Here is a 21,818-nt window from a genome sequence, read left to right as displayed (position 1 = left end):
CGTTACGAGCCCTTCGCCGGGACGAACTCGAAGTAGATGGTGCTGATCAAGAAGTTCTCCAGGAACAGCAGCACGAAGGTCAGCACGACGGTCTGGTTCACCGCGTCGCCCACGCCCTTGGGTCCGCCCTTGGCGTTCAGTCCCTTGTAGGCGGCGACCAGCCCGGCCGTCAGACCGAAGACGAAGGCCTTGAACTCCGCCTGGTAGAGGTCGGGCAGCTGCGCCATGCCGCTGAAGGAGGCGAGGTACGCGCCCGGCGTACCGCCCTGCAGCATGACGTTGAAGACGTAACCGCCGACGATGCCGACGACGCTCACCATGCCGTTGAGGAAGAGCGCGACGAAGGCGCAGGCCATCATGCGGGGGACGACCAGGCGGTGCAGGGGGTTGATGCCCAGCACCTCCATCGCGTCGATCTCCTCGCGGATCTTGCGGGCGCCCAGGTCGGCGCACATCGCCGAACCCGCCGCGCCGGCGATGAGCAGCGCGGTCACGATGGGGCTGGCCTCGCGCACGATCGCGATGACGCTGGTGGCGCCCATGTAGGACTGGGCGCCCATCTGCCGGATCAGCCCGCCCATCTGCAGCGCGAGCACCGCGCCGAACGGGATCGCCACCAGGGCCGTGGGGATCACGGTGACCCCGACGATGAACCACGCCTGCTGGATGAACTCGCGCCACTGGAAGGGCCACTTGAACAGGGCCCGGAAGATGTCCAGCGACAGACCGAAGAACCGGCCGGGTTCCTTGATCAGAAGATTGACCGCGCCGTCGGCGACGGGGCGCAGCCTGCTGGAGGCTGCGCCTGGTCGAGCCGTGGTCATTTCCGGACGCCCCCGGCGGGAGCGGCGCCCATGCTGGCGACGTAGCGCGGCCACTCGTCGATCCAGTTGCGGCCCAGGTCGTCGATGAACGAGCCGGGCGGCGGGGTGACGCCGTGGGCGCGCAGCCAGGCGCCGGGCGCGTGCTGGGTGGGCCGCACCCTGCCGTCGGAGGGCATCAGCTGCGGCGGGATGGGCGGCAGCTTGCCGGGGTCGTTGCCGGCCGCGGCCTCGGCCTCCAGCTCGCTCACGTCCTTCTCCTCGGACATGCCGATGGGGCCGACGCGGCGGGCGTTGAGGAACTGGCGCACCACCGGCTCCTCGGAGGACAGCAGCATCTCGCGCTGGCCGAACATGACCAGCTCGCGGCGGAACAGCAGGCCGATGTTGTCCGGCACCGTGCGCGCGGTGTTGATGTCGTGGGTGACGATGAGGAACGTCGCGCCGATCTGGGCGTTCAGGTCGACGATCAGCTGGTTCAGGTACGCGGTGCGCACCGGGTCCAGGCCGGAGTCCGGCTCGTCGAAGAGGATGATCTCGGGGTCGAGCACCAGGGCGCGGGCCAGGCCGGCGCGCTTGCGCATACCGCCGGAGATCTCGCCGGGGAGCTTGCCCTCGGCGCCGATCAGACCGACCATCTCCATCTTCTCGAGGACGATGCGCTTGATCTCGGTCTCGTTCTTCTTCGTGTGCTCGCGCAGGGGGAACGCGATGTTGTCGAAGAGGTTCATCGAGCCGAACAGCGCGCCGTCCTGGAAGAGGACGCCGAACAACTTCCGGGTCTCGTACAGCAGGTCCTCGGGCAGCTGCGGAAGGTTGCGGTCACCGATCCACGCGTTGCCGCGGTCGGGCTTGAGCAGTCCCACCAGGGTCTTCAGGAAGACCGACTTACCGGTACCCGAGGGTCCCAGCAGCACCGAGATCTCGCCCGCGGGCAGCGTCAGCGAGACATCTTCCCAAATGGTCTGGCGGCCAAAGCGCTTGGTCAGTCCTTCGACCCGAATTTCGACGCCCACTCGTCACCTCTCGTCCAGCCGGGGGGATTCCGGATCCATGAGCGAGTAGAAGCTCCACGTCACTCAGCGCGTCTGCCTCATGACTACCGGCCAGTAACCTTCCGGCCGGATTCCCCTAACTTAGTGCCGAATCCACAAAAAGGAAGGGCCCGGAGCCAAGTTCTGGGGGCAAAAGAGACGCTGTAAGTTAATCGTTACTTATGCCACATCCGAGCCTACTGGGGTGTAGAGCAGCAGTTCAAGGTGGTAGGGCGGCACCTCGCGCAGGGCCTGGACAAGGGGAAAGATCCACAAATCTCCACTTGTCAGTCAGGTGATAAGCACACCGGAGCTTTTACGGCTGCGGTGGCGACAAAGCGAACGGCCGGCCGCCCCCCGAGGGGACGACCGGCCGTTCGACCGAACCGAAGATGTTACTTGACCGTAACCGTGGCGCCGGCGCCCTCCAGGGCGGCCTTGGCCTTGTCGGCGGTCTCCTTGTTGACCTTCTCCAGCAGCGGCTTGGGCGCGCCGTCGACCAGGTCCTTGGCCTCCTTGAGGCCCAGGCTCGTGAGGCCGCGGACCTCCTTGATGACCTGGATCTTCTTGTCGCCGGCGGCCTCGAGGATGACGTCGAACTCGTCCTTCTCCTCGGCGGCGGCCTCGCCACCACCGGCACCGCCGGCGGCGGGGGCGGCGGCGACGGCGACCGGGGCGGCGGCCTTGACGTCGAAGGTCTCTTCGAACAGCTTCACGAACTCAGAGAGCTCGAGAAGGGTCATCTCCTTGAAAGCGTCGAGCAGCTCGTCGGTGCTGAGCTTCGCCATGATTTTCCTCCGTATGGCTACTTACTACGTCTTACGACCACGGGATGGGGACCCGGCCTATTCGGCCGAGGCCTCCTCGGTGACGGCCTCGCCGGACTCGGCGCGCTTGGCGCGCAGCGCCTCCGACAGCTGGGCCAGCTGCGTCGGCAGCGCGTTGAACATCGCCGCCGCCTGGCCCTGCTTGGCCTTGATCGCACCAGCGAGCTTCGCGAGGAGCACCTCGCGCGACTCGAGGTCGGCCAGCTTGGTGACCTCGGCGGCGTCGAGGGTCTTGCCCTCGAGGTAGCCGCCCTTGATCACCAGCAGGGGGTTCGCCTTGGAGAACTCGCGCAGGCCCTTGGCGGCCTCGACCACGTCGCCCTTGATGAACGCGATGGCCGACGGACCCTGGAGCAGCGGCTCCAGGCCCTCGACGCCGGCGTCCTTCGCGGCGATCTGGGTGAGCGTGTTCTTCACGACGGCGAACTTCGCCGTGTCACCGAGGCTGCGGCGCAGCTCCTTGAGCTGAGCCACAGTGAGCCCGCGGTACTCGGTCAGAACGGTGGCGCTGGAGCTCTCGAACTCGTTCTTGAGCTCAGCGACGACCGCTGCCTTGTCCGCCCTCGCCATGGGACTCCTTCCAACTGGGACCATCCCCGTACAACGGGGAGAAGTCTGATCCGCCGGACAAAGGACCCTGAAACACACAAAACGCCCCGGCGCAGATGCACACGGGACGTCACAGAGGAAAAATCATGTGAAGCTCGGGTTCACCTGCGCGGGCCGCCCTGAGTGACTCAGGACTCTTCGGCTGCCATGCGGCAACGACCGGCGGTCTTCGGCAACGCCAGAGTACGCCAAGTCGAGTACCCGTACCAAATCGGCCGGTGCGCGCCGCTCGCGCGCACCGGCCGGAGTCCGTATCACGGGATCTTGATGTCGCCCACCTGGTCGGCCGGGGGCGCCGCCACCGTGACCGGCTTGCCGTAGTCGCGGAAGACGACCGTCACGTTGAACTGCTTGGCCTCGGACGTGGTCACCTTGGTGATCACCTTGCGCGGCAGCTGCTCGCCGTCCACCCAGACGTCGAATCCCAGCTTCTCCGAGCCGTTGCTCAGCTGCTCGGCGGTCTTGCGCAGCTCGGGGTCGTAGTCGGTCATCGCCTTCTTGACGTCGACGGTGCCCTGGTAGTGCGTGGTCTTCACCCCGTCGATCTGCTCCGTGCCGACCTCCTTGACGTCGGTGGAGGAGGAGATGATGCGGGTGAGCTTGCCGGGGTCGGCCTGGTCGACCTGCTTGAGCAGGTCCTGCGGGTCGAAGCCGACGGCGCTCGCCGCCTGGCCCAGCGTGATCTTCATCCACGGCTTGCCGGAACCCAGGAACTGGCTCAGCTGCGCGTTCTGCACGTAGACGGTCTCGTCCAGCAGCACCACCCGGGTGCCGCCGGTGCCCACCGTCATGCCGCCGAAGGACAGCTGCTCCAGGTTCACCGAGAACGCCGGAGAGGGCTTCATCCGGAACGAGCCGGTGCCCTTCACCGAGCCCGAACCGTCGACGGTGAGGTCGGCGTTGAAGGACTCGACCTCCGCCGAACGCGTGGCGGAGCGGTCGAGCACCTGGGAGGCGCTCAGGTTGACGACGTCGCCCGGTGCGCTGGAGGCGGTGGTCTCCCCGTCGCAGGCGGTGAGGGAGAGCAGGAGCACGGTGCCTGCCACGGCACCCGTAGCGATCTTCTTCATACCCAAAGTCTCCTCTGTCGCCCTTCTCCGGCACATCCCCCGGCGGAACCAACCTCTCCCCCGCGGCTATCAGACCTTAGACGGACAAAAGGCCTCCGGGGAATCCCCGGAGGCCTCACCCGCGAGCGGGAGTCTTACGCGTTCGCCTCGTCCAGCTCGGCGGTGAACGCACGGACCACGGTCGGGTCGACCGGGACGCCGGGCGCCATCGTCGAGGTGATCGTCACCTTCTTCAGGTAACGGCCCTTGGCCGCCGACGGCTTGAGCCGCAGGATCTCCTCGATCGCCGCCGCGTAGTTCTCCACCAGCTGGCGGTCGTCGAAGGACGCCTTGCCGATGATGAAGTGGAGGTTGGCGTGCCGGTCCACCCGGAACTCGATCTTGCCGCCCTTGATCTCGGTGACCGCCTTGGCCACGTCCATCGTCACGGTGCCGGTCTTGGGGTTGGGCATGAGGCCGCGCGGGCCGAGCACCCGGCCCAGACGGCCGACCTTGCCCATCATGTCCGGGGTGGCGACCACGGCGTCGAAGTCCAGGAAGCCCTTGGAGATCTGCTCGATCATGTCGTCGGAGCCCACGAAGTCGGCGCCGGCCGCACGGGCCTCGTCCGCCTTGGCGCCGCCGGCGATGACCAGCACGCGGGCGGTCTTACCGGTGCCGTGCGGCAGGTTCACGGTGCCGCGGACCATCTGGTCGGCCTTGCGCGGGTCCACGCCGAGGCGGGTGTTGACCTCGATGGTCGGGTCGAACTTGGTGACCGTGGTCTCCTTGGCGAGGCGCACCGCCTGCAGCGGCGAGTACAGCTCGTCCTTGTCGATCTTCTCCGCGGCTGCGCGGTAGCTCTTGCTGCGCTTCATGCTGCTCCCCTTTCCGGGAGTTCGTGGTGCGGGCCGCGCCGGCCCTCCCACACGGGTGGACTTACTTGACCTCGATGCCCATGGAGCGGGCGGTGCCGGCGATGATCTTGGCGGCGGCCTCGATGTCGTTGGCGTTGAGGTCCTTCATCTTGAACTCGGCGATCTCGCGGAGCTGGTCCTGCGTGATCGAGCCGACCTTGGTCTTGTGCGGGACCGCGGAGCCCTTGTCGATGCCGGCGGCCTTGAGGATCATCTGCGGGGCCGGCGGCGTCTTGGTGACGAAGGTGAACGAGCGGTCCTCGTAGATCGTGATCTCGACCGGGATCACGTTGCCGCGCTGCGCCTCGGTGGCGGCGTTGTACTGCTTGCAAAAGTCCATGATGTTGACGCCGTGCGGACCGAGCGCGGTACCGACCGGCGGCGCGGGGGTCGCGGCACCCGCGTTCAGCTGGACCTTGACGATGGCGCTGACCTTGCGCTTCTTCGGAGGCATGAGCCGTCCCTTCGTTCCGTGTGCTTGGCTCCGACTCCCGGATGACGGGCAACATCACGGCCGGAACGTGAGCCGCGATGTTGGAGCCTTGGAGGTGGCCGGGCCGCGGGGCGGCCGGGCCGAAAGACGGCCCCCGTACCGGAGCACAGGGGCCGAAGTCCTGACCAGGATACCCGCTAGAGCTTGGAGACCTGGTTGAACGAGAGCTCGACCGGGGTCTCGCGGCCGAAGATGGAGACCAGCACCTTGAGCTTCTGGGTGTCGAGGTTGATCTCGTTGACCGTGGCGGGCAGCGTCGCGAAGGGGCCGTCCATGACGGTGACGGACTCGCCGACCTCGAAGTCGACGGTCGCGGCGACCTTGGTGGAGGCGGCCTTGGCGGCGGGGGTCTGCTCGGCGGGCGCCGGGGCCAGCAGCTTGGCGACCTCTTCGAGGCTGAGCGGGGAGGGCTTGTTGGACAGGCCCACGAAGCCGGTGACGCCCGGGGTGTTGCGGACCGCGCCCCAGGACTCGTCGGTCAGGTCCATGCGCACCAGGATGTAGCCGGGCAGGACCTTCTCGTTGACCTTCTGGCGCTTGCCGCCCTTGATCTCGGTGACCTCGTGCTGGGGCACCTCGATCTGGAAGATGTAGTCCTCCATGTTGAGGGTGACGGTGCGGGTCTCGATGTTGCTCTTGACCCGGTTCTCGTACCCCGCGTAGGTGTGCACGACGTACCACTCGCCGATCTGCATGCGCAGCTCGCGCATGAACTCCTCGTGCGGGTCGGCGGCGGGCTCGGCCGGCGCCTCGTCGTCCTCGGCGGACTCGTCGCCCTCGGCGTTCTCGACGGACTCGGTGGCCTCGTCGGCCTCTGCGATCTCGAGGAGCTCGGCGTTCTCGGCGGGCTCGCCCTCGGAGGTCTCCTCCGCCTCCTCGGCCACCTGATCCGCCAGCGGCTCCTGCTGGAGCTCGTCGTGGAACTGCGACGACTCGGACACGGCAGTGACTCTCTCTCTAGGTGGAAACCCGGGTTGGATCGGCGGCGCTCTACCCGCTGAGACTCAGCCGGCGAAGAGCTTGTAGACCCCTTGCTGGATTCCCCAGTCGAGCAGTGTCACGAGACCGATCATGAACAGAACGAACACCAGCGACACGATGGTGTAGTTGATCAGCTCTCGGCGGGTGGGCCAGATGACCTTGCGCAGCTCGCCCACGACCTGGCGGATGAACAGCAGGGGGCTGGTGCGCTTGCGCTTGGCCGGCTTTCCCTTGTCCTCGGTCGCCGCGTCGCGGGTCTCAGTCGCCATCTCACCCTCGTTCGGATTGATCGTCCGACACGGCACGTTCCGCCGCGTGTGTACTCACCTTATGCGTGCTCACGTGCAGCTGGGAACGTGAAGCTGCTCCGCAGGGCAAGAGGGACTCGAACCCCCAACCGCCGGTTTTGGAGACCGGAGCGCTACCAATTGCGCCATTGCCCTTCAGCAGGCGTGCTTGCGACACGCGCCACTAGAAAGAGAAGCATACGTGTCCGGAGCCGTCTCGTCGAACTGGAAACCCGGACGGGGGTGGCGGGGTAGTCCTTCCGGGTGGCTTCCGGGTGGTTCGTGAGCAGGTCAACAGAGTGAACGGAGGTTCAGGGGGCAGGATTAGGCAATGAACCGCCGGGATCTGTCTCGCCTACCGAAAGCCCACCTCCACCTGCACTTCACCGGGTCGATGCGCCACTCGACCCTGGTCGAGCTGGCCCTGCGCCACCGGGTGCAGCTGCCCGAGTCGCTGGTCTCCGAATGGCCGCCCGCCCTGCGGGCCACCGACGAACGCGGCTGGTTCCGCTTCCAGCGCCTGTACGACCTGGCGCGGTCGGTGCTGCAGACCCCGGAGGACCTGCGCAGGCTGGTGCGCGAGACGGCCGAGGACGAGGCGGCCGAGGGTTCGGGCTGGCTGGAGATCCAGGTGGACCCCTCCGGCTACGCGCACCGGTTCGGCGGGCTGACCGCCACGGCCGAGCTGGTGCTCGACGCCGTGCGGGAGGCCGAGCGCGCCACCGGGATCGGCATCGGCGTGGTCATCGCCGCCAACCGCACCCGCCATCCCCTGGACGCCCGCACTCTGGCCCGGCTGGCGGCGCACTACGCGGGGCAGGGCGTGGTCGGCTTCGGGCTCTCCAACGACGAGCGGCGCGGCCGCCCGTACGAGTTCGAGCGCGCCTTCCGGATCGCCAAGCGGGCAGGGCTGCTCTCGGCCCCGCACGGCGGCGAGCTGCAGGGCCCCGAGTCGGTGCGGCCCTGCATCGACCTGCTGGGCGCCGACCGGATCGGGCACGGGGTGCGCGCGGTGGAGGACCCCCGCCTGGTGGAGCGGATCGCCGAGCGCGGCATCACCCTGGAGGTGTGCCCGGCCTCGAACGTCTCGCTGGGGGTGGCCGGCAGCGCCGGGGACGTCCCCGTCCGCGGGCTGTTCGAGGCGGGCGTGCCGATCGCGCTGGGCGCCGACGACCCGCTGCTGTTCGGCTCGCGGCTGACCGCCCAGTACGAGCTGGTGCGCAGCGAGCACGGCTTCGACGACGCGGAGCTGGCCGAGCTGGCGCGGAGCTCGATCCGGGGTTCAGCGGCCCCTCCGGGGGTGCGCAAGCAGCTCCTGGAGGGCGTGGACGACTGGCTGGCCGCCCCCGCCTAGCCCTCCTCGTCCAGGGTGAGCCCGACGAAGACGGGCTCGTTGACGAGGGTCACGCCGAAGGCCTCGCGGACGCCCGCGCGGATCTCGCGGGCGAGGTCGAGGAGGTCGCGCGCGGTGCCCTCGGCGCCGGGGTTGGTCAGCGCGAGGGTGTGCTTGGTGGACAGCCGCACGGGGCCCCTGGCGTAGCCCTTGGCGAAGCCCGCCCGGTCGATCAGCCAGGCGGCGGAGGTCTTGGTGCGCCCGTCGGACTCGGGGAAGGCGGGGAAGCCCTCGGCCCGCTCGGCCAGCAGCTTCAGCTCCTCCTCGGTGAGGACGGGGTTGGTGAAGAAGCTGCCGGCGCTGCGGGTGTCGGGGTCGTCGGGGTCCAGCACCATGCCCTTGCCGCGGCGCAGTGCCAGGACGGCGTCCCTGACCGCGGCGAGGGGGGCCGTGGCTCCGGTCTCCACGCCGAGCCGGCGGGCCAGCTCGGCGTACCTGACCGGCCGGGACTCCCCCGTCTCGGCCAGCTGGAAGGCGACGGAGAGCACCACGTAGCGGTCGTGGCCCTTGAAGGCGCTGTGCCGGTAGGTGAAGGCGCACTCGGCGGGGGCGAAGGCGCGGACGCGCTGCTCGTGCCGGTCGTAGACGCGGACCTCGGCGATGGTCTCGCCGACGTCCTGCCCGTAGGCGCCGACGTTCTGGATGGGGGTGGCGCCGACCCGCCCGGGGATGCCCGAGAGGCATTCGACGCCGGAGAGCCCTTCGGCGACGGCGCGGGCGACGAGGGAGTCCCACTCCTCGCCCGCCTGGGCCTCGACCCGGCCGCCCTCGATCGTCACGCCGCGGGTGGCGACGCGGATGACGGTGCCGGGGAAGCCCTCGTCGGCGATGACGAGGTTGCTGCCGCCGCCGAGCACGAGGACGGGCTCCCCCGCCTCGTCGGCGGCGCGGATCTGCTCGACCAGCGCGTCCTCGGTGGTCGCCTCGATGAAGGTGCGGGCGGGGCCGCCCAGCCGCAGCGTGGTGTATCCGGAGAGCCGCACATCCTGACAGCGCACGTTCATCTGGAGCTCCGTGTCCTTCCGTCGGCTCCGCCGGTGGTCGCGTCCCATCCTCTCCGAAGACGCGCGCGCCCGCCCCGGCGGGGGCGGGCGCGGGTGGTGCCGGTCCCTCAGGCGAGCCGGACGACGGCCCTGGCCTGGCCGAGGACCTTCTGGCCGCCGGACTCGCGGGCGGACAGGCCGACGACGACCTTGTTGTCCTCGAGCTTCTGCTCGACGACGCCGCTGATCTCGATGACGTTGCCGGTGTCGTGGGGCACCGGGACCATGCCGGAGAAGCGCACGCCGTAGTCGAGGACGGCGCCGGGGTCGCCGACCCAGTCGGTGACGAACCGGCCGCCCTGGGCCATGGTGAACATGCCGTGGGCGATGACGTCGGGCAGGCCGACGGACGTGGCGAACTTCTCGTCCCAGTGGATGATGTTGAAGTCGCCGGACGCGCCGGCGTACATCACCAGGTTGAGGCGCTTGACGGGGAAGGAGCGGGCTGGGATCTCGGTGCCGACCTCGACCTCGTCGTACTTGATGGTCGCCGCCATGTCAGGCACCCCGTTCCACGATGGTGTTGTAGGAGGTCGCCACGAGCGCGCCCCCCGCGTCCTTGACCTCGGTAACGATCTTGAGCAGGTGGTTGCTCCCCGCCTTGCGGATGTCGCTGATGGACGCCTCGCAGGTCAGGACGTCGCCGGCGACGACCGGACGGACGTACTCGAAGCGCTGCTCGCCGTGGACGACCATGGCGTAGTTGAGGCCGAGGTCGGGGTCGGCCAGGGCGTCGCCGCCCAGGGCGATCACGATGGGGAAGGTCGGCGGCGCGATCACGTCCGGGTGCCCGGCGGCCTTGGCGGCCTCGGGGTCGCGGTAGATCGGGTTCTGGTCGCCGATGGCGTCCGCGAACTCGCGGATCTTCACCCGGGATACCTCATACGGGGGGCTGGGCGGGAACTTGCGCCCGATGAAGTCTGTGTTCAGTGCCATGCCGTTTCCTTCCGAGGGGAGCCTTCTCTCCTGATGGGGCTCGGGGTGAAAGTAACAGAACGACGTTCGGCCCGCCCCCGGTGGTACCGGTGAGCGGGCCGAACGGTGGCGCGAAGTGCTAGCGGGTCTCGCGGTGCGCCTGGTGGCACCGGCAGTTGGGGCAGTACTTCTTCAGCTCCAGGCGGTCCGGGTCGTTGCGCCGGTTCTTCCGCGTGATGTAGTTGCGGTGCTTGCACTCCTGGCAGGCCAGCGTGATCTTCGGCCGAACGTCGGTGGCAGCCACGATGGAGTGCCTTTCTGCTAGATATCTGGACGAACATCCCGATCCCGGTCCCGGGGGGACCGGGGGTCGGTTTGAGTAGCGAGGGCCGGACTTGAACCGGCGACACAGCGATTATGAGCCGCTTGCTCTGCCTGACTGAGCTACCCCGCCATGACAGGCCGCTGACGGCCTCGTTAAGAGTACCTGAAGCCAGCCACCCGGTGAAACGCAGAACGCCCGTGCCCGTCGCGGGCCGGGCGTTCTTCCGTTTCTCGAGCCCCTTTACGGAATCGAACCGTAGACCTTCTCCTTACCATGGAGACGCTCTGCCGACTGAGCTAAAGGGGCTTGCGTCGTGCTCGCAGGGAAAACCTTACACGGTCCCCGGCCACTACGCGAACCGGTTAGTTCCCACCCCTGTCTCCCCTGCTCAGGGCGGGTGCGTGGTCCTCGCAGAAGGCTCCCGGAACGGGCATGCGCCCCTGGGTCAGGAAGTCGTCGACGACCCGGCGGGTGCACTTTCCCATCGGGTAGAAGCCGTGGCCTCCGGAGTCGTTGAGCACCAGGACGCTGCCCGGCAGCTGCCCGTGCGTGCTCCTGGCCCAGTGGACGGGCGTCGCGGCGTCGTGCCGGTTGTGCACCAGCAGCGGAGGCGGGGCGCCGTCCGTCCGCACCGCCGCCCCGGCCTCGGGCAGCGAGGGCACCGGCCACACGGCGCAGGCCCGGCGCTGGGCCTCCACCCGCCGTCCGAACAGCAGGGCGGCGCGCAGCGCGGCGCGGGCCGCGAAGAGCTCGGCCTCGGCGGTGCGGGCGCGGGGGCGCAGGTGCGGGCACACGACCGCCTGGTACCCGCCGGAGAGCGCCTCGCGGACGGAGCCGGCGGGCCAGGGCGTCAACGCCCGCAGCGGTCCGCCGTCGCCGCGCAGCGCGGCGGCCAGCGCCTCGACGACCGGCGGCCAGGTCTCCTCCCGGTAGGTGGCCGTCTGGATGATCCGCAGCACGTCGCGGCCGGTCACCGGGACGCCCATGCCCGCCTCCAGCGGTTCGGCGTCGGCCCGGGTGATCAGCCGGTCCACCCGGGCCAGGGCGCGGGCGGGGTCGTCGCCGAGGGGGCAGCGCGGGCCCCTGGCGCAGTCGCCGACCATCACCCGGAAGGCGGTCTCGAAGCCCACGGCCTGGGCGGTGGGGTCGCCGGGCCAGCCGGTGGGGTCGACCACGGAGTCGAGGACCATCCGGCCCGTCCTGGCCGGGAAGAGGTGGGCGTAGAACCGGCCGAGAAGGGTGCCGTAGGAGGCTCCGTAGTAGTGCAGGCGGTCCTGGCCGAGGACGGCGCGCACCAGGTCGAGGTCGCGGGCCACCGAGGGGGTGCGGACGTTGGGCAGGAGTTCGCCGGAGGCGTCCGCGCAGCTCTTGGCGAAGAGCCTCGCGTCCTCGGACGCGTCCCGCGCCTGTTCCGTGTCGGCGACCTGCCGGGTGGTGGAGCCGCGGCAGACGACGGGCGTGCTGGCCCCGACCCCGCGCGGGTCCATGCCGACGATGTCGTAGCGGGCGCGCAGCGCGGGGCTGAAGTAGGCGTGCGCGCCGAAGACGAACTCCAGCCCCGAGGAGCCGGGTCCTCCGGGGTTGGTGACCAGGGCGCCGAGGCGGTGCGCCGGGTCGGAAGCCGGGAGCCTGTTGAGCGCGATCCGGATCGTCTCGCCGTCCGGGCGGGCGTGGTCCAGCGGTGCTTCGAGGGTGGTGCAGGAGAACCTGGGGTCCACCGGGCAGGGCGTCCACACCGGTTTCTGGGCGTAGAGGCCCGAGGCCGAGTCCCGGACGGTGGCGGGGCGGGAGAGGGCGGGCGCCGCGTGGACGGCCGGGACGTAGGCCGCCGCCAGCCCTGTGATCGCCAGCCATAGCCGTGTTCCCATGGGCGTCCCCCAAAGCCGATCAGGTGCGCATCGGCCGTCCTGGAAGTCATTCCCCGGCCGGGGGGCGCATGGTCCTGGTACGTAACCAGAACCGGTAGATCATTGACTTTCGCCACCTTCTGCGAGCTTCGGAAAGAAGTGGGTGGCCTCGGCGGTGGCCGCCGCGGCGTCGCCGTCCCGGATCGCCGCGACCAGGCCGCCGTGGTCGACCTTGCGCTCGGGGTCGAGCCCGGCGGTGAGGTAGTCGCGCAGCTCGTCGCGCAGCACCTCGCCGAGGTCGGCGTAGAGGCCGGTGAGCGCGGCGTTGTGGGCGGCGGCGACGACGGCGTGGTGGAAGGCGGCGTCGGCCTGGACGAAGCGCTCGGTGTCGCCCTCCTCCCAGGCGAGGTCGCGCTGGTCGAGCGCCCCCTGGAGCAGTTCCAGGTCGGCCTCGGTGCGGCGGACGGCGGCCAGGGCGGCCGCGGACGCCTCCAGGGTCATGCGCAGTTCCCGGATGTCGGCGTGGCCGATCTCGGCGAAGCGGCGGCGCATGACCCCGGCGAGCTCGCTCGTGGCCGCCACGTAGGTGCCCGAGCCCTGCCGGATGTCCAGGAGGCCGTTGTGGGCCAGGGCCCGGACCGCCTCGCGCACGGTGCCGCGGGCCACGCCGAGCTGCTCGGCCAGCTCGGGCTCGATGGGGATGCGGGAGCCCACCGGCCAGCGGCCGGAGGTGATCTGTTCGCGAAGCTGCCCCACCACCTGCTCGAAGAGGGGGGTGCGCCGTGCCGCCGACAACGTCATGTCGCCATCGTCTCATTTACCCAATTCATCCAATGATTCTATGATCCGTCCTATGACCCCCCGCCGTCTTCCCACCGCGCTCCCCCTGGTCCTGCTGGTCCTGCTCATCTCGCTGAACCTGCGCCCGATCGCCACCACGATCGGCCCGCTGCTGGCGGACCTGCAGTCCGACCTGGGCATGGACGGCGCGCTCAGCGGGGTGCTGACCACCCTGCCGCCGCTGTGCTTCGCCCTGTTCGGCCCGCTGGCGCCCGCCCTGGCCCGCCGGTACGGGCAGACGTCCGTGCTCATGGCGGGGATGGCGGTGCTCGCCGCCGGGCTCGCCGTGCGGGCGCTCGCCTCCGACGCCTGGGTCTTCCTGCTGTTCAGCATGCTCGCGATGGGCGGGGTGGCGGTGGCGAACGTACTGCTGCCCGCGGTCGTCCGCCACGCCTTCCCCGGCCGGGTGGAGCCGATGACCGCGATGTACTCGACGGCGCTCACCGGCGGCGCCACCCTCGCCGCCGCCGCGGCGGTCCCGCTGGCCGGGGCGCTGGGCTCCTGGCGGTGGGGGCTGGGGATCTGGGCGCTGCTCGCGGTCGCGGCCCTGCTGAGCGCGGCGCGCAACCGGGTCTCCCAGCCCGCGCGCACCGCCGCGCCGCGCCGGCTCCCCCCGCTGCGGCACAGCCGGATCGCCCGGGGCATGGCCGTCTACTTCGCGGTGAACGCGACGACCGCCTACACGATCATGGGCTGGCTGCCGCAGATCTACCGCGACGCCGGGATCCCGGCCGGCGCCGCCGGGGTGATGCTCGCCGTGGCGCTGGGCCTGGTCGTGCCGCTCACCCCGTTCCTGCCGTGGCTGATCGCCCGGATGCCCGACCAGCGCCCGCTGGTGTGGGCGTTCGGCCTCAGCTCGCTGGCCGCCTACGCCGGGCTGCTCTGGGCCCCCGCCGCGCTGGCCTGGCCGTGCACGATCCTGCTGGGGCTGGGCGGAGCGAGCTTCCCGCTGGCCCTCACCATGATCGGACTGCGCGCCCGCACCCAGGAGGGGGTGGCGCGGCTGTCGTCCTTCGTCCAGAGCCTGGGCTACCTGTTCGCCATCCCCGGCCCGGTGCTGATCGGCGTGCTCTACCAGCACACCGGCGGCTGGACCCTCCCGATCGTGTTCCTCGCCGTGATCGTCGTGCCGCAGCTCGCCCTGGGCCTGCACGCCGCCCGCACGGGCGTGGTCGAGGACGAGCTCGCCGAGCGGGCCGACCGCGAGGTCAGCGTCTGCGCCTGACGGCGCGCAGCAGCACGAACTTGGGGTTGCCCGCGACGGTCGAGCAGTTGCCGAAGACGCGCCGCAGCTTCACGTGGTAGCCCAGGTGGCGGTTGCCGACGACCCACAGCTCCCCGCCGGGGGCCAGTGCCCCGCGAGCCTCCTGGAACATCCGCCAGGCCGTGGCGTCCGTGGTCGCCTGGTGGGAGTGGAACGGCGGGTTGTTGAGGATGAGGTCGGCCGATCCGGGCGCGACGGCGCCGAGCGCGTCCGCGGCGGTGAACACCGCGCGGTCGGCCATGCCGTTGGCGCGGAAGGTGTCCTCGGCGGAGGCGACGGCCTGGTGCGACTCGTCGGTGCAGACGATCTCGGCGTCGGGGTGGGTCAGCGCGGCGGCCAGCCCGAGGACGCCGTTGCCGCAGCCGAGGTCGACGACGCGTGACGCGTCCGGCCGTACGGGCAGGTGCGCCAGGAGGAACCGGGTGCCGATGTCGAGCCGGTCGGCGCAGAAGACCCCGGCGTGGTTGACGACGGTGCGGCCCGAGACCGCCCCGGCGTCTTCGGGGAGGGTGTGGCTCAGCGGCCAGGGGTTGGGGCCGGGGGTGCGGGACGGGTCGGGCGTGGCGAAGATGAGCCGCGCCTTCCGCACGGCCAGCGACGTGCGGGTGGGGCCGACGATCTCCTCGAACAGCCGCAGCGTGGAGGTGTGGATCTCCTTGGCCATGCCCGTCCCCACCACCAGGGTGCCCGGGTGCAGCGCGGGGCGCAGCCTGTGCAGCTGGTCCTCCAGCAGCGCCAGGCTCTTGGGGACGCGCACCAGCAGGGTGTCCACGCGCTCCGGCGGGGTGTCCCGGGTGGTCAGCAGGACGGTCTCCTCCGGGTCGTGCCCGGCCCGCCGGAGATTCTCGCGGGTCGCGGAGCGGCCGAGGAGGGAATCGGATATCTGGACGGGCCGGCGGTCCGCCAGCGCGGTCGTCAGGGCGCCCCAGCGGTCGCCCAGGACGACGGGCACCCCCCGCGGGCCTCCCGTCTCGTCCAGGTGGCGCAGCAGATACTCGTCCGCCGCGTCCCAGGCGCGCAGCGGATCCTGGGGTCGGTGGGGAAAGCGCGTGAGCTCCAGCTCCCCCGAGGCGGTCACCAGCCGGTTCATCCTAGGAGGCTAACCGTTCCGAGCTCGGGGACCGCCACGTAGGATTCCCCCGATTACCAGCTTTGTCCCCTCATGATGTTGACCGCAGTAAGGTGGCCGCTTTGCATCCGTTCCGTAACGCAGTGGAGAAGCAGGACCTCGACGCGGTCCGCGAACTGCTCGCCGAGGACGCGACCTTCCTCAGCCCCGTCGCCTTCAAGCCCTACCAGGGCAAGGAGATGGTCTTCGCGATCCTCCGCGGCGCGATGCGGGTCTTCCAGGACTTCCGCTACGTCAAGGAGATCGAACACGGCGCGGAGCACGCCCTGGTCTTCAAGGCGCGCATCGACAACACCGAGATCCACGGGTGCGACTTCCTGACGATGAACGAGGACGGGCTGATCCAGGAGTTCTGCGTGATGCTCCGGCCCATGTCGGCCGTCCACGCGATGTCCGAGGCCATGCGCGTCCAGTTCGAGCTCATCGAGCAGGAGATGCGCGGCTGCTGAGCCGCGGACGGCCGAAGGCGCCTTCACCCGGGACCCCTCCGGCCGTCCAGTCTCTGTGCGGCTCTGCCGCGCCCGGGCTCAGCCCCCGGCGTAGGGGCGGGGCAGGTACCTGCCCCGGGGCTCGCCCACGACCTTCCCGTCCTCCAGAACGCGGACGCCGCGCAGGAAGGTGTCGGTGACCCTGGCGGTGAGCTCGAAGCCCTCGAACGGGGTGTAGCCCTGGGTGGACTCCGAGTCCTCGGCGCGGACCGTCCAGGTGGCTCCCGGATCGACCAGCGCGATGTCGGCGTCGTACCCGGCGGCCAGGACGCCCTTGCCGCGCAGGCCGTACCGGACGGCCGGGTTGCGGGAGCTCAGGGCGGCGATCCGGCCGTAGGAGACGCCGCGTCTGCGGCCCTCGGTGACCAGGCCGGGCAGCAGGTACTCGGCGCCGCCGAAACCCGACTTGGCCAGGAAGACGTCCGCGCGGTCGGAGCCGAACTTCGCCTCGTCGCGGCAGCAGGCGTGGTCGCTGACGACCCAGTCGACGGTCCCGTCCGCCACGTACTCCCACAGGGCCTCGACGTCCTCGCGCGGGCGCAGCGGCGGGTTGACCTTGCCGCCGATGCCGCTGGCGGTGTCGATGTCGGCCAGCAGGTGCCCGACGGTGACCTCGCGGCGGAAGTCGATGTGCGGGAACGCCCTGGACATGCGCACGGCGGCGTCCACGGCCTTGCGGCCCGACAGGTGCAGCAGGTTGATGGTCGGCAGGCCGGTCTCGTGCGCCAGGTAGGAGGCGATGGAGACGGCCAGCCCCTCGGAGTGCGGCGGGCGCGAGGCGCTGTAGGCGGCCAGGCCGGACAGGTCGCCGGCCTCCTCCACCATCTTCGTGTAGGCCGTCATGATCTCGGCGGTCTCGCAGTGCAGCGACAACGAGATCTCGTCGGCCAGGTGCGGGAACCTCTCGCGGGCCGCCTGGACGCCGCGCATGACGAACTCGAAGTGGGCGTAGTCGTAGCGCTCGCCCTCGGGGATCATCAGGAAGTCGCTCTGGCTCGCCGAGCGGCCGTGCAGGCCGTGGCTGCCGTAGAACATGAAGACCTTGAACGAGGTGACGCCGAACCGCTCCACCAGGTCCGGGATCTCCGCGATGTGCCCCTGGGACATCGGGGCGAGGTGGTAGGCGTAGTCGACGTACGCGCGGCCCTCGGATGCGGCCAGGACCTCGGGGAAGAAGTCCGCGTACGGGCCGCCCTTGTTGAGGTAGTACTGGCCGGTGCGCATGTAGTTCAACGCGGTCGTGACGCCGCCCTGGGCGCTGGCGCGGCTCTCGCTGGCGGTGTCCTCGGCCAGCGGGTTGTAGATGCCCCAGTGCTGGTGGGCGTCGACGACGCCGGGGAAGGCGAGCCTGCCCCGGCCGTCCACGACCTGCGGCACGCCGGCCGCGTCGAGGCCGGGCGCGACCTCCACGATCCTGCCGTCGCGCACCGCGATGTCCGCGACGACCGGATCATCCTGGTCGTGGCGGACGACCTGGACGTTCTTGATGACGAGCTCGAAAGCGCTCACGTTCCCCTCCTGTCCCGGGGATGCCGGGGGGTCAACCGATGATCTTCTTCTCGCGCAGGGCCGCCACCTCGGCGGCGTCGTAACCGAGCTCGCCGATCAGGACGTCGTCGGTGTCCGCGCCGTGCGCGCGGCCGGTGAACCGGATCTCGCCCGGGGTCCGGGACATCCGCCACATGACGTTGTGCATGAGCAGCTCTCCCAGGTCGGGGTCGTGCACCTTGGTGAGCATCCTCGTCTCCCGCACGTGCGGGTCCTCCACCAGGTCCCGGGCGTCGTAGACGGGTGCGACCGCCGCGCCCGCCCCGGTGAAGGCCTCGACCACCTCGGCGCGGGTCCGCGCCCCGATCCAGCCGCCGACGATCTCGTCGAGCAGCTCCACGTGGTCGACGCGGCCCCGGCCGGTGGCGAACCAGGGCTCCTCGATCACCTCGGGACGCCCCACGAGCCGCATGACGCGCTCCGCGATCGCCTGCGCGCTGGTCGACACGGCCAGCCAGTACCCGTCGGACGTGCGGTAGGTGTTGCGCGGCGCGTTGTTGGTGGATCGGTTGCCGTGCCGGGTCTCCACGACGCCGAGCTGGTCGTAGACGGTCGGCGACGGCCCGACCGCCGCCATCAGCGGCTCCAGCAGGCTCATGTCGATGACCTGGCCGCGCCCGTCCGCCGACCGCTCGCGGTGGAACAGCGCCATCATCACCGCCGACGAGGCGGCGATCCCGCAGACGCTGTCGGCCAGCCCGAACGCCGGAAGCGTCGGCGGCCCGTCCGGATCACCCGTCAGATGCGCGAACCCGCTCATCGCCTCCGCGAGCGTCCCGAACCCGGCACGCCCCGCGTACGGCCCCTTCTGCCCGAACCCGGTGACCCGCGCGACGACCAGGCCGGGATTCACCTCGTGCAGCCGGTCCGGCCCCAGCCCCCACTTCTCCATCGTCCCCGGCCGGAAGTTCTCCACCAGGACGTCCGCCCGCTCCACCAGCCGCAGCAGCACCTCGGCCCCCTCCGGAGCCGACAGCGTGAGCCCGACCGTCCGCTTGTTCCGGGCGACCTCCTTCCACCACAGCGCATGCCCGTCCTTGGACCTCCCGTGCCCCCGCATCCCGTCCGGCCTGGTGGAATGCTCCACCTTCACCACGTCCGCCCCGAAGTCCCCGAGGATCTGCGCGCACAACGGGCCCGCGAGAATCGTCGAGACGTCCAGCACCCGCACCCCCTCCAACGGCCCGCCCATCCCGCGCCCCTCTTCCACCCGAAGCCGAACGATGTTCCATCCATGGATACATCGTTATCCCGAGCGAAACAATAAGGACCTTTCGGACCCCTCGTCAACGCCCGTCCGGGCTGTCACGCGATCGAACCGGCCCCGGGCCGGACCGATACGCGCCCGCACGACCCGAAGCTGGAACAGGCCGATACACGTCTTGACGTCCTGAAGCCGGGACAGGCTGATACGCGTTCGCACGGCCCGAAGTCGGAACAAACCGATACACGTCTTGACGGCCTGAAGCCGGAACAGGCTGATACGCGTTCGCACGACCCGAAGCCGGAACAGGCCGATACGCGTTCGCACGACCCGAAGCCGGAACAGGCCGATACGCGTTCGCACGACCCGAAGCCGGAACAAACCGATACACGTCTTGACGGCCTGAAGCCGGAACAGGCCGTCGCCGGGGCGGGCATCGAGACCGGACTCGGGCGGGCGGGCGGGCAGGGCCGGGGCGAGGCGGGATCAAGGCGAAGCGATGAGGTTGGTGCCGGTTTCGGGATGGAAAAGGTGGATTTGGGTGGGGTCGTAGGTGAGTTCGAGGAGTTCTCCCTCTCGGACGGGGGACTTGGCGTCGAGGCGGGCGACGAGCGGGACGGGGGCGCGGGCGTCGGGGGCGGCGGTGCCCGGGACGCCGTCGGAGCGGGCGGAGGCCAGGGTCAGGTAGGCGTATTTCTCGGGGCCCAGGGACTCCACTATGTCGGCGCGGGCGGTGAAGGCGGGGAGCTGAGCGGTCTCCTGCCGGGGAAGGCGGGCGTCTTCGAAGGCTTCGGGACGGAGACCCGCGGTGGCCTCGCGGGGCGGGCCGTTTCGCAGGGCCTCGGTGATGCGGGAGGTGGGCGGGACGAGGCCCAGAGGGGTGCGGAGACCTTCAGGAGTGAACTCGGCGGGAAGCAGATTCATCCCCGGGGAGCCGATGAAGCCCGCGACGAAGAGGTTGCGGGGACGGTCGTAGAGGCCCTCGGGAGGACCGACCTGCTGGACCACGCCGTCCTTCATGAGAACTATGCGGTCTCCGAGGGTCATCGCCTCGGTCTGGTCATGGGTGACGTAGACGGTGGTGGTGCCCAGGCGGTTCTGCAGACGGGAGATCATGGTGCGCATCTGGACGCGGAGCTTGGCGTCGAGGTTCGACAGGGGCTCGTCCATGAGAAAGGCGCGAGGATCGCGGACGATCGCGCGGCCCATCGCGACGCGCTGACGCTGGCCGCCGGAGAGATGCGCGGGCCGGCGGTCCAGGAGGTCCGTCAGATCGAGGATGCCGGCGGCCTCCTCGATCTTCGCGTTCGCCCGCGCCTTGTCCATCCGTGCGAGCCTCAGCGGAAAGCCGATGTTCTGCCGGACGGTCATGTGCGGGTACAGCGCATAGGACTGGAAGACCATCGCGATGTCCCGATCCCGCGGCGAACGCTCGTTGACGCGCTCCCCACCGATGCGCAGCTCACCGTCCGTGATGTCCTCCAGCCCGGCGATCATGTTGAGCGTGGTGGACTTCCCGCAACCCGACGGACCCACGAGGATGACGAACTCCCCGTCCGCAACGGTCAGGTCGAGCTCCGCCACGGCAACGGTGCCGTCGGGAAAACGCTTGCTCACCCCATCGAGCACGATCTCAGCCACTGACTACTCCCCCACCTCGGCCGCCGCCTGCCCCTGCGCCTCACTCCACCCCGGAACCTCTCGCCGCTCCCCCGTCCCCGCCACCAGTCGCCCTCCGGCCACCCGCTCACCCCGCCCGCCGACCGCCCCTGAACCCCGGCCACGACCTGTCCCTGCACCGCCGCCGCTGCTCACCCCTTCACCGCCACCGCTCACCCCGCACCGCCACCGCTCACCCCGCACCACCGCTGCTACTCACCCTTGCGCTGCCGCTCACCCCCGCTCTGCCGTTCACCCTTGCGCTGCTGCTCACCCCTGCACCGCTGCCGCCACTCGCCCCTTCACCGCCGCCGCTGCTGCTGCTCACCCCTTCACCGCGCCGGAGGTCAGGCCAGAGACGATCCGGCGCTGGAAGAACAACACGAAGATCACGATCGGGATCGTGATGACCACGGCCGCGGCGGCGATGGATCCGGTCGGATCCTCGAACTGCGAGGCGCCCGTGAAGAACGAGATCGCCGCGGGCGCCGTCCGCGCCGTGCTGGAGGAGGTCAGTGAGATCGCGAACAGGAAGTCGTTCCAGCAGACGATGAACGCCAGGATCGCGGCGGTCACCACGCCGGGCGCGGCCAGCGGCACGATGACCAGGCGAAAGGCCTGCAGCGGGGTGGCGCCGTCCATCTTCGCCGCCTTCTCCAGCTCCCACGGGATCTCCTCGAAGAAATTGCTCAAGGTGTAGATCGTCAGCGGCAGCGCGAAGGTGACGTACGGCAGGATCAGCCCCGGCCAGGTGTTGAACAGACCCAGCGCCCGCTCGATCTGGAACAGCGGGGTCACCAGCGAGATCTGCGGGAACATCGCGATCAACAACGAGACCCCCAAGATCACCGAACGACCGGGAAACCGCAGCCTGGCGATCGCATAGGCGGCCATCGTGCCGATCACCACCGCGATCAGCGTGGAGATGAGCCCGATCCCCAGCGAATTGACCAGCCCCCGCAGGAACTCATCATTGGCGAAGATGCTCCGGTAGTTCCGCCAGGTCCACTCACGCGGCACGAAGGAGCCGTCCGCGACGGCGCCCGGCGTCTTGACCGACAGCGAGACGAGCCACACCACCGGCACCAGCGCGTACAGCAACACGAGCAGATCGACCAACGCCCACCGAACCCCCCGCGAACTCC

Annotated in this window: 23 protein-coding genes and 3 tRNA genes; 3 read left to right on the top strand and 23 right to left on the bottom strand. The window is 70.0% G+C overall.

Going from position 1 to position 21,818, the window contains the following annotated elements; all coding sequences use genetic code 11:
* Positions 1-2 precede the first annotated feature (2 nt).
* From ABD140_RS27950 to ABD140_RS27905, 10 genes are all read right to left on the bottom strand, one after another.
* Positions 3-824 carry an MlaE family ABC transporter permease gene (locus tag ABD140_RS27950; protein ID WP_344243991.1) on the bottom strand — a complete coding sequence of 274 codons (822 nt, stop codon included), beginning with the start codon at positions 822-824 and terminating at the stop codon, positions 3-5.
* Positions 821-1,837 carry an ABC transporter ATP-binding protein gene (locus tag ABD140_RS27945; protein WP_344243990.1) on the bottom strand — a complete coding sequence of 339 codons (1,017 nt, stop codon included), beginning with the start codon at positions 1,835-1,837 and terminating at the stop codon, positions 821-823. Before ABD140_RS27945 ends, ABD140_RS27950 begins: the two co-directional genes overlap by 4 nt.
* A 413-nt stretch (positions 1,838-2,250) precedes the next feature.
* Positions 2,251-2,643 (bottom strand): 50S ribosomal protein L7/L12, encoded by a 393-nt coding sequence (gene rplL / locus ABD140_RS27940; RefSeq protein ID WP_344243989.1) that lies wholly within the window; start codon positions 2,641-2,643, stop codon positions 2,251-2,253.
* A gap of 57 nt (positions 2,644-2,700) precedes the next feature.
* Complete coding sequence (gene rplJ / locus ABD140_RS27935) at positions 2,701-3,252, bottom strand: 50S ribosomal protein L10 (RefSeq protein WP_344243988.1); 552 nt, start codon at positions 3,250-3,252, stop codon at positions 2,701-2,703.
* 293 nt (positions 3,253-3,545) lie between these two features.
* Positions 3,546-4,361, bottom strand: a complete 816-nt coding sequence (locus tag ABD140_RS27930) for an SCO4651 family lipoprotein (RefSeq protein WP_344243987.1) — start codon at positions 4,359-4,361, stop codon at positions 3,546-3,548.
* Positions 4,362-4,495: 134 nt separating this feature from the next.
* Complete coding sequence (gene rplA, locus ABD140_RS27925) at positions 4,496-5,218, bottom strand: 50S ribosomal protein L1 (RefSeq protein ID WP_344243986.1); 723 nt, start codon at positions 5,216-5,218, stop codon at positions 4,496-4,498.
* Between the two features lie 61 nt (positions 5,219-5,279).
* Positions 5,280-5,711 (bottom strand): 50S ribosomal protein L11, encoded by a 432-nt coding sequence (gene rplK, locus ABD140_RS27920; protein ID WP_344243985.1) that lies wholly within the window; start codon positions 5,709-5,711, stop codon positions 5,280-5,282.
* Positions 5,712-5,887: 176 nt separating this feature from the next.
* Positions 5,888-6,691, bottom strand: coding sequence for a transcription termination/antitermination protein NusG (nusG, locus tag ABD140_RS27915; protein ID WP_425544158.1), 804 nt, complete (start codon positions 6,689-6,691; stop codon positions 5,888-5,890).
* A 63-nt stretch (positions 6,692-6,754) separates the two neighbouring features.
* Entirely contained in the window at positions 6,755-7,000 is a 246-nt protein-coding gene (secE, locus tag ABD140_RS27910; protein WP_344243984.1) for a preprotein translocase subunit SecE, read from the bottom strand.
* Between the two features lie 101 nt (positions 7,001-7,101).
* A tRNA-Trp gene (locus ABD140_RS27905) sits at positions 7,102-7,174 on the bottom strand.
* Positions 7,175-7,349: 175 nt separating this feature from the next.
* Here ABD140_RS27905 and ABD140_RS27900 point away from each other — a divergent pair.
* A complete protein-coding gene (locus ABD140_RS27900) occupies positions 7,350-8,372 on the top strand; it encodes an adenosine deaminase (protein WP_344243983.1) in 1,023 nt (340 codons plus the stop codon).
* On the opposite strand, the gene ABD140_RS27895 is transcribed toward ABD140_RS27900, so the two are convergent.
* The 8 genes from ABD140_RS27895 to ABD140_RS27860 form a co-directional block, all read right to left on the bottom strand.
* Positions 8,369-9,415 carry a UDP-N-acetylmuramate dehydrogenase gene (locus ABD140_RS27895; protein ID WP_344243982.1) on the bottom strand — a complete coding sequence of 349 codons (1,047 nt, stop codon included), beginning with the start codon at positions 9,413-9,415 and terminating at the stop codon, positions 8,369-8,371. The two genes, ABD140_RS27900 and ABD140_RS27895, sit on opposite strands and share 4 nt — an antisense overlap.
* A 107-nt stretch (positions 9,416-9,522) precedes the next feature.
* Complete coding sequence (locus ABD140_RS27890; protein WP_344243981.1) at positions 9,523-9,951, bottom strand: MaoC family dehydratase; 429 nt, start codon at positions 9,949-9,951, stop codon at positions 9,523-9,525.
* Between the two features lies 1 nt (position 9,952).
* Positions 9,953-10,390 (bottom strand): MaoC family dehydratase N-terminal domain-containing protein, encoded by a 438-nt coding sequence (locus tag ABD140_RS27885; protein WP_344243980.1) that lies wholly within the window; start codon positions 10,388-10,390, stop codon positions 9,953-9,955.
* Positions 10,391-10,508: 118 nt separating this feature from the next.
* Positions 10,509-10,673, bottom strand: coding sequence for a 50S ribosomal protein L33 (rpmG, locus tag ABD140_RS27880; RefSeq protein ID WP_106397297.1), 165 nt, complete (start codon positions 10,671-10,673; stop codon positions 10,509-10,511).
* 76 nt (positions 10,674-10,749) lie between these two features.
* Positions 10,750-10,823: transfer RNA gene (locus ABD140_RS27875), tRNA-Met, on the bottom strand.
* A gap of 104 nt (positions 10,824-10,927) precedes the next feature.
* Positions 10,928-11,000 (bottom strand) — tRNA-Thr (locus ABD140_RS27870).
* Positions 11,001-11,056: 56 nt separating this feature from the next.
* Positions 11,057-12,562: an alpha/beta hydrolase gene (locus ABD140_RS27865; protein WP_344243979.1), complete on the bottom strand. Its 1,506-nt coding sequence runs from the start codon at positions 12,560-12,562 to the stop codon at positions 11,057-11,059.
* 99 nt (positions 12,563-12,661) lie between these two features.
* A complete protein-coding gene (locus ABD140_RS27860) occupies positions 12,662-13,342 on the bottom strand; it encodes a FadR/GntR family transcriptional regulator (protein WP_344243978.1) in 681 nt (226 codons plus the stop codon).
* Between the two features lie 52 nt (positions 13,343-13,394).
* Between ABD140_RS27860 and ABD140_RS27855 the strand changes: the two genes are divergently transcribed.
* Positions 13,395-14,606: an MFS transporter gene (locus tag ABD140_RS27855; RefSeq protein WP_344243977.1), complete on the top strand. Its 1,212-nt coding sequence runs from the start codon at positions 13,395-13,397 to the stop codon at positions 14,604-14,606.
* On the opposite strand, the gene ABD140_RS27850 is transcribed toward ABD140_RS27855, so the two are convergent.
* Entirely contained in the window at positions 14,590-15,735 is a 1,146-nt protein-coding gene (locus ABD140_RS27850; protein ID WP_344243976.1) for a methyltransferase, read from the bottom strand. The two genes, ABD140_RS27855 and ABD140_RS27850, sit on opposite strands and share 17 nt — an antisense overlap.
* A 122-nt stretch (positions 15,736-15,857) precedes the next feature.
* On the opposite strand from ABD140_RS27850, the gene ABD140_RS27845 reads away from it, so the two are divergent.
* Complete coding sequence (locus ABD140_RS27845) at positions 15,858-16,223, top strand: nuclear transport factor 2 family protein (RefSeq protein ID WP_344243975.1); 366 nt, start codon at positions 15,858-15,860, stop codon at positions 16,221-16,223.
* 78 nt (positions 16,224-16,301) lie between these two features.
* Here ABD140_RS27845 and ABD140_RS27840 read toward each other — a convergent pair whose 3' ends face one another.
* The 4 genes from ABD140_RS27840 to ABD140_RS27825 form a co-directional block, all read right to left on the bottom strand.
* Positions 16,302-17,771: a dihydroorotase gene (locus tag ABD140_RS27840; RefSeq protein WP_344243974.1), complete on the bottom strand. Its 1,470-nt coding sequence runs from the start codon at positions 17,769-17,771 to the stop codon at positions 16,302-16,304.
* Positions 17,772-17,802: 31 nt separating this feature from the next.
* Entirely contained in the window at positions 17,803-19,002 is a 1,200-nt protein-coding gene (locus ABD140_RS27835; protein WP_344243973.1) for a CaiB/BaiF CoA transferase family protein, read from the bottom strand.
* A 498-nt stretch (positions 19,003-19,500) separates the two neighbouring features.
* Positions 19,501-20,655 carry an ABC transporter ATP-binding protein gene (locus ABD140_RS27830; protein ID WP_344243972.1) on the bottom strand — a complete coding sequence of 385 codons (1,155 nt, stop codon included), beginning with the start codon at positions 20,653-20,655 and terminating at the stop codon, positions 19,501-19,503.
* A 342-nt stretch (positions 20,656-20,997) separates the two neighbouring features.
* Positions 20,998-21,792, bottom strand: a complete 795-nt coding sequence (locus tag ABD140_RS27825; protein ID WP_344243971.1) for a carbohydrate ABC transporter permease — start codon at positions 21,790-21,792, stop codon at positions 20,998-21,000.
* Between the last annotated feature and the right edge of the window lie 26 nt (positions 21,793-21,818).

The organism is Actinocorallia libanotica (assembly GCF_039525175.1).
In the GTDB taxonomy this organism is placed as follows: domain Bacteria; phylum Actinomycetota; class Actinomycetes; order Streptosporangiales; family Streptosporangiaceae; genus Actinocorallia; species Actinocorallia libanotica.
The sequence above is the reverse complement of the archived record's forward strand: the minus strand, read 5'-3'. Positions and strand labels throughout refer to the sequence as shown.